Below are 14,887 nucleotides of genomic sequence, written 5' to 3'. Positions count from 1 at the left end.
CGGCGTCGCCTCCGCATCGGATGAGCGTGCGATAACAGGCTGAAAGTGCTGCTCCCTACCGTCGGGCACCGTGTCGGACGTGCGTGTGCGCCCCGGCTTTACGAGTTGTCGACGAAGTACAGGAGCCAGCAGCGTGGACCGTCGTGCGACGCGCAATCCGATCGGGTCGAGCCTGGGCGGCGATGTGGCGGCGATGTCGCTGCCCGCACTGGTCGAGGCGCAGGTGCAGCGGGCTCCCGAGCACCCGGCCGTGGTCTTCGGTTCGACCGTGCTCAGCTATGCCGAACTCGACCGTCGGGCCAACAGGCTGGCCCGACGGCTCATCGGCTTGGGAACGGGCCCCGAGCAGCTCGTGGCATTGGCCGTGCCGAGGTCGGCGGACGCGGTGGTCGCCATGCTGGCCGTACTGAAGACCGGGGCGGCGTACCTGCCGATCGACCCGCGCTACCCCGCGCAGCGGATCGCGTTCATGCTGACCGACGCCCGACCGTCCGTCGTGCTCACGACCAGCGCCACCCGTGCCGCGCTGCCCGGCACCACGGCCCCCGTCGTACTTCTCGACGACATCGACCTGACGTCGGGTGACGACACCGCCCCCGGCGTCACGGTCCGTACGGAGAACGCGGCCTACGTCATCTACACGTCCGGTTCCACGGGACTGCCCAAGGGTGTGGTCGTACCGCACCTGGGCGTCTCGAACCACATGCTGTGGCAGGCCGGTGAGTGGGGCGTCGACGCGTCGGACGTGGTGCTCGCGCGGACCGCCTTCAGCTTCGACGCGTCCGGCTCGGAGATCTGGCTGCCGCTGATCGCCGGTGCGACGATCTGCATGGCGCCCGACGACGTGGTGGGCCTGCCGCACCTGCTGATCGACTACGCCGCCGAACACGGTGTCACCGTCGCTCAGTTCGTTCCGTCGCTGCTGGCGGTCGCCCTGCCCGCCATCCGGGACACCTCCGGTCTCGCCCTGCGGCTTCTCTTCGTGGCGGGAGAAGTGCTGCCGCCCTCCCTGGCGGACGAGGTCGTCACCAAGCTGGACCTGCGACTCGGCCACCACTACGGCCCGACCGAAGCCTCGATCGATGTGACAGCGTTCGATGTGCGGCCGGGCGAGAGCTACCGGAACGTCCCCATCGGGTCCCCGGTCGCCAACACCCAGGTGCACATCCTCGACAGCGCCCTGCGCCCGGTGGGGCCCGGTGAGGAGGGCGAGCTCTACGTGGCGGGCGTCCAGCTCGCCCGCGGCTACCTGGGCCGGGCCGGTCTGACGGCACAGCGGTTCGTCGCCTCCCCCTTCGCCGAGGGCGAGCGCATGTACCGAACCGGGGACCTGGCCAGGTGGAACGCCGATGGCCTCATCGAATTCGCGGGCCGAGCCGACGACCAGGTGAAGATCCGCGGCTTCCGGATAGAGCTGGGCGAGATCGAAGCGGCGATCACCGAACTGGCCGAGGTGTCCCAGGCGGCCGTGACCGTGCACGAGGGCCGTCCGGGACAGCAGCGCCTCGTGGCCTACGTCGTGGGCGCGGTGGAGGCCGACACGGTGCAGGACCGGCTGGCCGCCCGGCTGCCGGAGCACATGGTGCCGTCGGTGTACATGATGCTCGACGAGCTTCCGCTCGCCCCGAACGGCAAGCTGGACCGCGCCGCGCTGCCCGCCCCGGAACTCACCGTCGGCGCCGGCCGTGCGCCGCGGACGGCCGCCGAAGAGGTTCTCGCCGGACTCTTCGCCGATGTCCTGGGCATCGACCGCGTCGGCACGGACGACGGCTTCTTCGATCTCGGCGGTGACTCACTCCTCGCGGCCCGGCTGATCAGCCGCATCCGCACCGCGCTCGACCGTGAGGTGTCGGTTCGCGCCCTGTTCGAGGCGCCCACCGTCGCCGGCCTGGCCGCCCGTCTCTCCGAGGCGGGAGTGGCACGGCCGCCGCTGACCCGCACCGAGCGCCCCGACCCCATGCCGCTGTCACACGCGCAGCGAGGGCTGTGGTTCCTGCACCGGCTCGAGGGCGCCAGCGCCACCTACAACATCCCCCTCGTCCTGCGGCTGACCGGAGAGGTGGACGCAGAGGCGCTCCGTGCCGCCGTCCGCGACGTCTCCCGGCGGCACGAGACCCTGCGGACGGTGTTCCCGGAGACAGACGGTGTCGCCCGCCAGGACGTTCTCGACACGCTCGCCACGCTCACCGTCGTCAGTACCCCCGACGTCGACGGTGCGGTGGCCGCAGCGGCCCGTCACCCGTTCGACCTTCGCAGCGAGGCGCCGCTGCGAGCCACGCTGTTCTCGCGACCCGGCACGGACGAGCACACCCTCCTGCTCCTGATGCACCACATAGCGAGCGACGGCTGGTCCGAGCGTCCGCTGATCGAAGACCTGTCCCTGGCCTACGCCGCCCGTCGCATCGGGCGCGAACCGGCGTGGGACGAACTGCCGGTGACCTACGCCGACTACACCCTCTGGCAGGGCGAGGCAGACGGCGTCGACTTCTGGCGGACCGCGCTCGACGGGCTGCCGCAGCTCGTCGAACTTCCCACCGACCGCCCCCGGCCTCCGGCTGCGAGCTTCCGCGGGGACGAGGTGCGCACGCACCTCGACGCAGAGCTGCACCGGGAGGCGACCGCGCTCGCCCGCTCCACCGGCCGCACCGTCTTCATGGTGGTGCAGGCCGCCCTTGCGGCGCTCATGACCCGGCTCGGCGCCGGCACCGACATCCCGCTCGGCACCCCGACCGCAGGACGGCCCGACGAGCAACTCGACGGCCTCGTCGGCTCGTTCGTCAACACGCTGGTGCTGCGCACCGACACCTCGGGCGACCCGACCTTCCGGGAACTCCTGGACCGGGTGCACGGCACGGCCGCGGCCGCCTACCCGCACCAGGACGTACCGTTCGACCGGCTGGTCGAAGCGCTCAATCCGGCCCGGTCCCTCTCGCACCACCCTCTCTTCCAGGTGATGCTCACCTTCGAGAACCTCGGCATGGCCGCACCCGCCCTGCCCGGTCTCACCGTCGAGGTGGACGAAGCCTGCACCGGCGTCGCCAAGTTCGATCTCGACCTGCGCCTGCAGGAGCGCTTCTCCGACACCGGTACTCCGGCCGGAGTGGACGTGGTCGCCGAATACGCCACCGACCTCTTTGACGGCTCCTCGGTCGACACGCTCATCGCCCGGCTTGCCCGGCTGCTGCGTGCCGCGGTGGCCGACCCGGAACGCCGGATCTCCACGATCGACCTGCTCACCGACGACGAACGCGCCGTGCTCCAGGGCCGTCGCGATCGGGTGGTCGACGAGCACGGCGAGCCGGTGCCCGACGGCGTGGTCGGCATCCTCGACGGCGCCCCGGCCAGGTACACCCTCGACGGTCGCCTCGAGCGTCTGTGCAGGCCGATCCTGGTCGAGGGAGCCCCGGTCGACGCCTCCCGCACCGTCGGGACTCTGCTCGCCCACCCCGCACTCGTCGACGCGACGGTGACGGACGGTCTCGTCGCCTACGTCGTGACCGCCCCCGGTCTGTCCGTACGCTCCGTCGACCTTCGTGATCACCTCGCCCGTGTACTGCCCGACTTCCTCGTGCCGGAGACGTACGTCACCGTCGCCGAGCTGCCGCGCACCGAGGACGGCCGCATCGACGTCGGCGCACTGCCCTCTCCTGCCGTCGAGGGCCCCGAATCGGAGGGCTCTGCCGAGGAAGAACTGCTGGCCTCACTCTTCGCCGAGGTGCTCGGCCTGCCCGAGGTGGGGCCCAGCCAGGGCTTCTTCGACCTCGGCGGCGACAGCATCGTCTCCATCAAGCTGGTCAGCCGCGCCCGCAAGGCGGGATTGCACATCACGCCGCGGGACGTCTTCGAGCACAAGACCGTCGCCCGTATCGCTGCCGCTGCCCGCACAGCTGCTCCCACCGCCCCGGCCACCCAGGACATCGCCACGGGCCCGCTGCTCCCCACACCGGTCATGGCGGACCTGCGCGACCTCGGCGGTCCCGTCGACGGCTACCACCAGTCGATGCTGCTCGTCGTGCCGGCCGGGCTGGGCGCCGAGCGTCTGACCGCCGCACTCCAGGCGGTGCTCGACCGGCACGACGCGCTTCGGCTGACCCTGGACGAGGAGTGGGGACTCAGCATCCCCGCGCCAGGCGCCGTCGCGGCGACCGTCCGCCGCGTGGACGCCGCCGGTGCCGATGCCGACGCGCTGCGCGAGGCGATCGAAGAGCACAGCAGGGCCGCTCAGGCCGAACTGAACCCCTACAAGGGCGACCTGGTGCGTGCGGTGTGGTTCGACGCCGGGGCGGAGGCCGGGCGGCTGCTGCTGCTCGTGCACCACCTGGCCGTGGACGGCGTTTCGTGGCAGCCCCTCCTCGGCGACCTTCGGGCCGCCTGGGAGGGAGAGGCCCTCGAACCGGTCGGGACCTCCTTGCGGCGGTGGAGCGCGCTTCTCGGCGAGGAGGCCGGCAGGCGCGCCGGTGAACTGCCCTTCTGGCGATCGGTGCTGGAGACACCCGACCCGCTCCTCGGCGACCGGCCCCTTGACCCAGCGATCGATGTCCGGGCCGACGCCGGGACGTTGACGCTCACTCTGCCGACCGACGTCACCGAAGCGCTGCTCACCTCGGTCCCCGTCGCCGTGCACGCAGGTGTTCGGGACGTGCTGGTCACGGGCCTCTCGCTGGCCGTCGCCGCGTGGCGCGGCCGGCGCGGGGTCGACGCCTCCGCGCTGCTCCTCGAACTGGAGGGGCACGGCCGCGAGGACATCGTCCCCGGACTGGACCTCAGCCGGACGGTCGGCTGGTTCACCAGCGCGTTCCCCGTCCGTGTCGACCCGAGAGGCGCGGACGGTGTCCGCGCCCTGAAACTCGTCAAGGAGCAGCTGCGCGCGGTGCCCGGCAACGGCATCGGATACGGGCTGCTGCGGCACCGCGATCCGCGCTCCACCCCGGAACTGGCCGCGTACGACCGCCCCCAGCTGGGATTCAACTACCTGGGCCGTTACGCCGCTCCCGAACTCGCCGACTGGGCGCCCGCTCCCGAGGCCCCCGCACTGGGCGCGGGCTTCGACGACGCCGCGCCGCTCGGCCTGGGCATCGAGCTCGACGCCGTCACCGTCGACCACGCCCACGGGGCGCAGCTCGTCGCGACCTGGACCTGGTCGAAGGCCCTGCTGGCCGAGGACGACGTACGGGAACTGGCGCACGGCTGGTTCGCCGCGCTCACCGATCTCGCGGCCGTCGAAGGCGGCGGACTGACCCCGTCCGACCTGCCCCTCGTGGACCTCTCACAAGGCGACATCGAGGAGCTGGAAGGGGCACTGCCGGATCTGGTCGACGTGCTGCCGCTCGCCCCGCTCCAGGAGGGCCTGCTCTTCCACGCCCTGTACGACTCCGGCGCCGACCTCTACGCCGTCCAGGAGGTCTTCGCGCTGAGCGGCCCGCTGGACTCGGGCGCCCTGCGCACCGCCGCGGCCTGTCTTCTCGATCGCTACCCGAACCTGCGGGCGGGCTTCCACCACGAGGGCCTGTCCCAGCCCGTCCAGGTGGTTGTCGACGGCCTCGAACTGCCGTGGCGGGAGGTCGACCTCTCGGGACTCACCGAGGCCGAGCGCGAGCCCGCCCTCGCCCGGATCGTGGCCGAGGCACGCGCCGAGCGCTTCGACCTGGGCCGGCCGCCGCTGCTGCGTTTCACCCTGGTCAGGCTCGCCGAGGACGAGCACCGGCTCGTCCTCGTCAACCATCACATCCTCTTCGACGGCTGGTCCATGCAGCTGGTGCTGAACGAGTTGTTCGCGCTCTACCGGGGCGAGACCCTGCCCGAGCCGGCCGCGTTCCGCGACCACCTGGCCTGGATGGCGCGGCAGGACCGTACGGCGGCGCACGACGCCTGGCGGACCGCGCTCGACGGGCTCGCCGCACCGACCCTCCTCGCGACGCCTGGCACCCAGGCGCCCGCCCGCCCCCTCCAGGTCTACTGCGACCTGCCTGACACGGTGTCCGGGCGGCTCCAGGACCGGCTGCGCGAGTACGGGATCACCCTCAACACCGCCGTCCAGGCCCTGTGGAGCCTGATGCTCCGCGCTCGCACCGGACAGGAGGACGTGGTGTTCGGCTCCACGTACTCCGGACGCTCCGCGGAGCTGGCCGGCAGCGAGGCGATGGTCGGCATGTTCATCAACACGCTGCCCGTTCGCGTCCGGCTCGACGCGACGGAGTCCCTGCTGCAGCTGATGGAGCGCGTCCAGGACGAGCAGTCCCGGCTGATCGCCCACCAGTACCTCGGGCTCAACGACGTCCAGCGGCTCCGGGGACTGGGCGACCTGTTCGACACGCTGACCATCGTCGAGAACTACCCGCACGACGACGACGTGTGGGAGCCCGCGCCCGGCCTGCGCGCGAGCGTGCTGGAGGACCACGACGCCACCCACTACCCGCTGACACTCTCGGTGCTTCCGGGCACACGGCTGAAGTTGCGCCTTGAGTACCGGCCGGACTTGCTGGACGGCACGCAGATCGACGTGCTCGCCGCTGACCTCGTCCGCCTGTTCACCGCTTTGGTCGACGACGCCTCCGTGCCCGTCGGCGAACTCGTCAGGACGGAAACGGCCGTGGCCGGGACCGCTCCGGGCACCGCACCGGCCACCGCACCGGCCGCCGAACCGGCCGCCGCGCCGACCAACGGTCCGGCCGACGAGGGCAGCGTCGCCGTGCCCCTCTCCTTCCGTGCACCGCGTACCCCGGAGCAGGAGATCCTGTGCGGTCTCTTCTCCGCCGTGCTCGGTGTACCGACCGTCGGCATCGACGACAGCTTCTTCGACCTCGGCGGGCACTCACTCACCGCGATTCGTCTGCTCAGCCGCATCCGCTCGATGTTCAACGTGGAACTGGCCATCCGGCACCTGTTCGAGGCGCCCACCGTTGCCGAACTCGCCGAACGGATGACGGGCGCCGAGCAGTCCAGGCTCGCTCTCGGCCCGATGACACGGCCGGAGCACATCCCCGTCTCGGCGGCGCAGTGGCGCCTGTGGTTCCTGTACCGGCTCGAAGGCCGCAGCGCCACCTATACCGTGCCGCTGTTGCTGCGCATGTCGGGACCCCTCGACCGGGAGGCCCTCGAAGCCGCTCTCGGCGACATGGTGGCGCGGCACGAGAGCCTGCGCACCCGCTTCCCCGAAGTGGACGGGCAGCCGTATCAGCTGATCGTCGACGCCGAGCAGCCGGACGTCACCCTGGTCGAGACCGACGAGACCGGGCTCGCCGAGCAACTCGCCGTCGCCACCCGCTACGGCTTCGACCTCGCCACCGAACTGCCGCTGCGGATCACCTTGTTCCGGCTCTCGGAGACCGAGCACGTCTTGCTCTTCCTGCTGCATCACATCGCCAGTGACGGCTGGTCGGACGCACCGTTCGCGCGTGACCTCTCCGTCGCGTACGGAGCCCGGACCGAGGGGCGGGCGCCGGCCTGGCAGGCGCTGCCCGTCCAGTACGCCGACTACACCCTCTGGCAGCGCGAACTGCTCGGCTCGGAGGACGACCCGAAGAGCCTGCTGGCTCAGCAACTCGCCTACTGGCAGAAGACCCTCGCCGGACTTCCGGAGCAGTTGGAGCTGCCCACGGACCGGCCGCGGCCGGCCGCCGCGAGCTTCCGCGGCGCGGAGGTCCACTTCGAGCTCGAGGCCGAGCTGCACGCCAGGCTGCTCGAACTCGCCCGCCACACGAACACCACCCTCTTCATGGTGTTCCAGGCGGCAGTGGCCGGACTGCTCACCCGGCTCGGAGCAGGCGACGACATCCCGCTCGGCGGCGTCATCGCCGGACGGACCGACGAGGCGCTCGACGAACTGATCGGCTTCTTCGTCAACACCCTGGTGCTGCGCACCGACACCTCGGGGAACCCGACCTTCCGGGAACTCCTCGCCCGGGTCCGAGAGACCGACCTGGCCGCGTACGCGCACCAGGAGGTGCCGTTCGAGCGGCTGGTCGAGGTGCTCAACCCGACCCGCTCCCTCGCGCACCACCCGCTGTTCCAGGTCATGATCCTGTTCCAGAACAATGCCGAGGCGGATCTGAACCTTCCCGGTCTCCGGGCCGGTCTGGAGGATGTCGGTTCCGGGGTCGCCAAGTTCGACCTCGACTTCGACATGCAGGAGAAGCACGGCCCCGACGGCGAGCCCGCCGGTCTGTCGGGCCTGGTCGAGTACGCCACCGACCTGTTCGACCGGTCCACCGTGCAGGACATCGTCGACCGGCTCGCCCGGCTGCTGAGGGCGGTCGTGGCCGACCCGGACCAGAGGCTGTGGCAGACCGACATCCTGGCCCCGGCAGAACGCCGGGAACTGCTGGAGCAGTGGACCGCACCGGCTCCGCCGTCCGAGCGGACGACAGTGCCCGCACTGTTCGAGGCCGCTGTCACCGCGTATCCCGAGGCGATCGCCGTCGTCGACGGCGCGGAGCACCTGACCTACGCGGAACTGAACACCCGGGCGAACCGGCTCGCCCACACCCTCATCGCCCACGGCGTGGGCCCGGAGTCCGTGGTCGCGCTCGCCCTGCCGCGGACCGCGGACCTCGTGGTGGGCGTCCTCGGCGTCCTCAAAGCCGGCGGCGTCTACCTGCCGCTGGACCCCAACTATCCGGCCGAGCGCATCGCCTTCGTCGTGGAGGACGCTCACCCGGCCGTCGTCGTGACCAGCCTCCGCGCGGACGTGGCACTGCCCGAGGGCAGCACCCGCGTCGTCATGGAGGAGCTGCCCGAAGGTCCCGCCGGCGACCCGGCACGCCGCACGCTGCGCCCCGACAACGGCGCGTACATCATCTACACGTCCGGCTCCACCGGGCGGCCCAAGGGCGTCCTGGTCCCCCACCAGAACGTCGTGCGGCTCTTCACGCGGACGGAGCAGTGGTTCGGCTTCGACGAGTCCGACGTGTGGACGCTGTTCCACTCCTACGCGTTCGACTTCTCCGTCTGGGAGCTGTGGGGACCCCTGCTGCACGGCGGCACGCTCGTCGTGGTTCCGCAGGACGTGAGCCGGTCCCCGCTGGACTTCCTGCGGCTGCTCGGGGACGAACGCGTCACCGTGCTCAACCAGACCCCGTCCGCCTTCTACCAGCTCATGCAGGCCGACGAGGAGAACCCCGGCACGGAGCTGGCACTCAGGTACGTGGTCTTCGGCGGTGAGGCGCTCGACCTGGGACGGCTCCCGTCCTGGTACGACCGGCACCCCGACGACTCTCCCGCGCTGGTCAACATGTACGGCATCACCGAGACCACGGTGCACGTCACCCACCACGCGCTCGACCGTGTCTCGGCGGAGGCCACCGCCAACAGCGTCGTCGGCACCGGCATCCCCGACCTGCACGTGTACGTCCTCGATCAGGGCCTGCAGCCCGTCCCGGCGGGCATCACCGGCGAGCTGTACGTCGCGGGCGCCGGCCTGGCCCGCGGCTACCTCGGCCGTCCCGGCCTCACCGCACAGCGCTTCGTCGCCGACCCGTACGGCGCCCCCGGGACCCGCATGTACCGCACCGGAGACCTGGCCCGCCGGGCCGCCGACGGCACGCTGTCCTACTTCGGCCGGGCCGACGACCAGGTGAAGATCCGCGGCTTCCGGATCGAACTGGGCGAGATCGAGTCCGCGGTCCTCGACGCGCCGGACGTCACACAGGCCGCCGTGATCGTGCGTGAGGACCAGCCGGGCGATCCGCGGCTCACCGCGTACGTGGTCGGTGGCGACACCACCCTTGTCCGCAAGCACGTCGCGGACGTGCTGCCCGCCCATATGGTCCCCGCCTCCTTCGTCACACTCGACCGGCTGCCGCTCACCCCGAACGGCAAGCTCGACCGCAAGGGCCTGCCCGCGCCCACGCTGTCCGGTGCGGTGGAGGGCCGGCGTCCGCGCAACCCGCGCGAGGAACTCCTCGCGGTCCTCTTCGCCGACGTGCTGAACGTGGACCGGGTCGGGATCGACGACAACTTCTTCGAGCTGGGCGGGCACTCGCTTCTCGCCACCCGGCTGATCAGCCGCATCCGGTCCACGATGGGGGTGGAGGTGCCCGTCCGGGCACTGTTCGAGACGCCGACCGTCGCCGGGCTCGCCGGCTGGACGGACCAGGCGGGCGAGGCCAGGCGCGCCCTGGAACCCATGGAGCGTCCTGAGCGGGTGCCGCTCTCCTTCGGTCAGCGCGGACTGTGGTTCCTCAACCGCCTCGAAGGCCCCAGCTCGACGTACAACGTGCCGCTCGTCATGCGCTTCTCGGGGCCGCTCGACGTTCCGGCACTGCGAACCGCCCTGCACGACGTGGTGGCCCGGCACGAGGGACTGCGCACCCTGTTCCGCGAGGCCGACGGCACGCCGTACCAGCACATCGTGCCCGCGGGTGAAGCGGTGGTGGACCTGATCATCGCCGACGTCGACGACGAGCGGCACTTGGAGGCGGCTCTCGCCGAGGCCGCGCAGTACCACTTCGACCTCGTCACCGAACTGCCCATCCGCTGCACCCTGTTCCGGCTCAGCGACGAGGAACACGCCCTGCTGCCGCTCATGCACCACATCGCCAGCGACGGCTGGTCGGAGACACTGCTCGGCGACGACCTCTCCGTCGCCTACGCGGCACGGGCCGAGGGACGGGCCCCGGGCTGGGCTCCGCTTCCGGTGCACTACGCGGACTACACCCTGTGGCAGCGTGACCTGCTCGGACGCGAGGACGACCCCGACAGCGCGATCTCCCGGCAGCTCGCCTACTGGACCGAGAACCTGCGCGGCCTGCCGGAGCTCGTGAACCTGCCCACCGACCGGCCCCGGCCGCCGGTGGCCACGTACGGAGGCGCCGAGGCGCCGCTGCGTCTGGACGCCGCCCTGCACGACGCTCTGCTGCGTCTCGCCCGACAGGGCAACACCACCCTCTTCATGACGATCCAGGCCGGCTTGGTCGCCCTCATGAGCAGGCTCAGCGGCGACACCGACATCGCCATCGGAACACCCGTCGCAGGGCGCACCGACGAGGCTCTGGAAGACCTGTTCGGCTACTTCGTCAACACCCTCGTGCTGCGCACCGATGCCTCGGGCGACCCGACGTTCGCCGAACTGCTGGAGCGCGTCCGCGAGACCGACCTGGCCGCGTTCGCCCACCAGGACGTGCCGTTCGAGCGCCTCGTCGAGGTGGTCAACCCGGTGAGGTCGCTCGCCCGGCACCCGCTCTACCAGGTCATGCTGACGTTCGAGAACTTCGACGAGGTCAAGCTGACCGTTCCCGGCCTCGAAACCCGGCTCGAAGACGTGGTCGGCGACGCCTCCAAGTTCGACATGGACGTCCGTCTGCAGGAGAGGTACGGACCGGATGGCGAGCCCGCCGGGATCGTCGGCGAGATCGAATACGCCACCGACCTCTTCGACCGGGCGACGATGGACGCGTTCGGCGACCGCCTGATCCGGCTGCTCACCGCGGCCGCCGCCAACCCGACCGCGCCGGTCGCCGCACTCGACCTGCTGTCCGACGACGAGCGGGACACCGCCCTCGTGGACGCCGAAGGACGCCTCGTGCCCCCGGGCGTGGTGGCCACGCTCCCCTCGGGAGAGCTGGCACGCCGCAGCCCCGACGGCACCACCGAACTCCTCGGGCGCCCCGAGGACGTACGCTTGGTGCGCGGATTCCGCGTCAACCCCGCCGAGGTCGCGGCCCGGCTGCGCCAGGTCTTCGCGGACGCCGCCGTCGTCGCCGGCTCCGCCCGGGTCGTCGCCTACGTCGTCCACGACGGCGACGCGACGGCCGCACGGCGCCTCGCCGAGTCCGTGCTGCCCGACTACCTCGTGCCCGCCAAGTTCGTCGTCGTCACCGAGATCCCCGCCGAACTGCCGGCCGAGGACCTCGCCACCGCCGCCGCCCGGCGCAGCCCGCGCACACTCGCCGAGGAGATCATCGCCGGTCTCTTCGCCGAGACGCTGGGCATCGCCGCGGTCGGCATCGACGACAACTTCTTCGACCTCGGCGGCCACTCGCTGTCGGCGATCCGGCTGCTCAGCCGCATCAGGTCGCAGCTCGGAGCGGAGCTGTCGGTGCGGTCGCTGTTCGCCGAGCCCACGGTGTCGGGACTCGCCACCCGGATCGACGGCGTGTCCGCCGACCGCCCCGCTCTGGGCCGCAGGGAGCGTCCGGCACGGGTGCCGCTCTCCTTCGCCCAGCAGCGCCTGTGGTTCCTGCACCGGCTCGAAGGGCCGAGCACCACGTACAACGTACCGATACTGATCAAGCTCACCGGCGAGCTCGACGCGGCGGCCCTCGAAGCGTCGCTGGGCGACGTCGTGGCACGGCACGAGGCACTGCGCACGGTGTTCCCGTCCGATGCCGACGGAACCCCCTACCAGCGGGTGCTCGGGGTCGACGAGGCCAGGCCCGTACTGGCCACCGGCGTCGCGGAGCCCGCCGAGGCGGCCCGGCACACCTTCGACCTCGAAGTCGAACCGCCGCTGCGCGCCACGCTGTTCCAGGACGGACCGGACGAGCACCGGCTGCTCCTGCTGATCCACCACATCGCCGGCGACGGCTGGTCGACCGGCGTGCTCGCACGGGACCTGTCGACCGCGTACGCGGCCCGGCGGGCCGGCCGGGCGCCGCGCTGGCCCGGACTGCCCGTCCAGTACGCCGACTACACCCTGTGGCAGTCCGAGCTGCTCGGTGCCGAGGACGATCCGGAGAGCCTCGTCAGCCGGCAGCTGGCGTGGTGGAAGGACTCCCTCGAGGGCATGCCCGAGCTGCTTGCCCTGCCGACGGACCGGCTGCGGCCCGCCGAGGCGACCCACCGCGGCGCCGAGGTCGGCATCCGCATCCCCGCCGAGCTGCACGGTCGCCTCCTGGCGGTGGCGCGGGAGACCAACACGACCCTGTTCATGGTGCTGCAGTCGGCCCTCGCCCTCATGCTGTCGAAGCTGGGCGCGGGAACCGACATCCCGATCGGCACCCCGGTCGCGGGACGGACGGACGACAGCCTCCAGGACCTCGTCGGGTTCTTCGTCAACACCCTCGTGCTGCGCACCGACGTGTCCGGATCCCCGTCCTTCCGCGACCTGTTGGGCCGGGTCCGGGAGGCGGACCTGGCCGCGTTCGCCCACCAGGACGTGCCGTTCGAACGACTGGTGGACGTGGTACGCCCCGGGCGCTCGCTGGGCCACCACCCGCTGTTCCAGGTGATGCTGGTCTTCGAGAACGACGACGAGGACGACTTCGCCCTGGCCGGCCTGACCGCCGCGTTCGACGAGGACGTCGAGATGGGAGCGGCCCGCTTCGACCTGACCCTGCACGTGCAGGAAGCGGTCGGTGCGGACGGCACGGCCGGGGGCCTCGGCATCGACCTGGAGTACGCCGAGGACCTCTTCGACGCCACCACGGCGCAGCGGATGGCCGCGCAGTTCGTCCACCTGCTGGAGACGGTGAGCGCCGACGCGGACGTCGTCGTGGACCGGCTCGCACTGCCGCAGGCCGTGCACGGCCGCGCCGCTGAGGCCCCGTCGGACACGCCCACCTTGCTCGAACTGATCGGCGCGCATCCGACGGACGCCGTCGCGATCGTCGACGGCGGCGTCGAGACGACGTACGGGCAACTGCTGGCCCAGCCGCCCGCCGGAATCCTGGCCGCGGTCGTCAGCGGCGAACCGTTCGTCCTGCGCACCCGCACCGGTACGCCCGTCGTCCTCCCGCAGGACGTCGTCGCGTCCCGCATCGCGGCTCGCCAGAGCGTCCACGGCCTGGGCGGCACGGACCGCGTCCGATCGACGGCCGCACCCGGGACGATGGGCGAGATCGACGAGGTGCTCTGGCCCCTCACCGCCGGTGCGACCGTCGTACGCGCCGACCGCACGGCCGCACCGCACGACACGGCCTTCCTGCACGGCGCCACCACACTGCACGTCACGCCCTCCGAGCTGGCCGTGCTCCTCGGTGACCCGGCGCTGCCGGAAGCCGGACTGCGGCGGGTGTTCTGCTCCGGCGAGGCCCTGGCCGAGCCGCTGCAGCGAGCCTGGTTCGACACCGTGGACGTGCCGCTGTGGCACGGCTACTCGCTGACCGAGGCCGCCGGCGCCGTCACGGAGCGCGCGTGCGACCCCGACGACTGGGACACCGTGGTGCCCCTCGGCACCCCGCTGCCCGGCACCGTCCTGTACGTGCTCGACGCCGGCCTGTGCCCGGTTCCGCCGGGCGTCGTCGGCGAGCTCCACGTCGGCGGGTCGCTGCTCGGCTCCGCACCGACGGTGGTTGCCGATCCGTTCGGCGGCGAGGGCGCGCGCATGGTCCGTACCGGGGACCTGGTCCGCTGGACCGCCGACGGCGAGCTGGAGTTCGTCGGGACGCCGCTGCCGATACCGGGCTTCACGGCCTACCCGACGCAGCTCGAGGCGGTCCTTGCCGAACACGGCGACGTCGCACGGGCCGCCGTGGCGGTACGGGACGGATCCCTTGTCGCGTACCTGGTGCCGGCTCACGGTGCCACCGTCACTCCCGCCACCGTCGCGGCCTTCGCCCGTGCCGCGCTGCCCGATCACCTGGTCCCGGCCGCCCTGGTGGTCCTGGACCGGCTGCCGCTGACCGAGGACGGCCGGGTGGACCGCGACGCGCTGCCGTCGACCAGCCCCGCCGGTGCCGAGGCGGACCGCGGCCCCGGCACCCCGGCGGAGGAGATCCTCCAGGGCCTCTTCGCCGAGATCCTCGAAGTCGAGCGGGTCGGCGTCGACGACGGGTTCTTCGAACTCGGCGGGCACTCGCTGCGCGCCACCCGGCTGATCAGCCGCATTCGCACCATGTTCGGTGTCGAACTGCCCGTCCGTGCGGTGTTCGAGTCGCCGACGGTGGCGGGTCTGGCGTTGCGTCTGGTGGGTGCGGATGTGGCGCGGAGGGCGTTGGTGGCGGGGGAGCGC

Annotated in this window: 1 protein-coding gene; it reads left to right on the top strand. The window is 71.8% G+C overall.

Annotated features, from left to right (window positions below):
• Positions 1-133 precede the first annotated feature (133 nt).
• On the top strand, positions 134-14,887 hold a 14,754-nt coding region (locus AB0937_RS23215), incomplete at its 3' end, for an amino acid adenylation domain-containing protein (protein ID WP_366714106.1).

Source organism: Streptomyces sp. NPDC047880, from assembly GCF_040706515.1.
GTDB lineage: Bacteria > Actinomycetota > Actinomycetes > Streptomycetales > Streptomycetaceae > Streptomyces.
The sequence above is the reverse complement of the archived record's forward strand: the minus strand, read 5'-3'. Positions and strand labels throughout refer to the sequence as shown.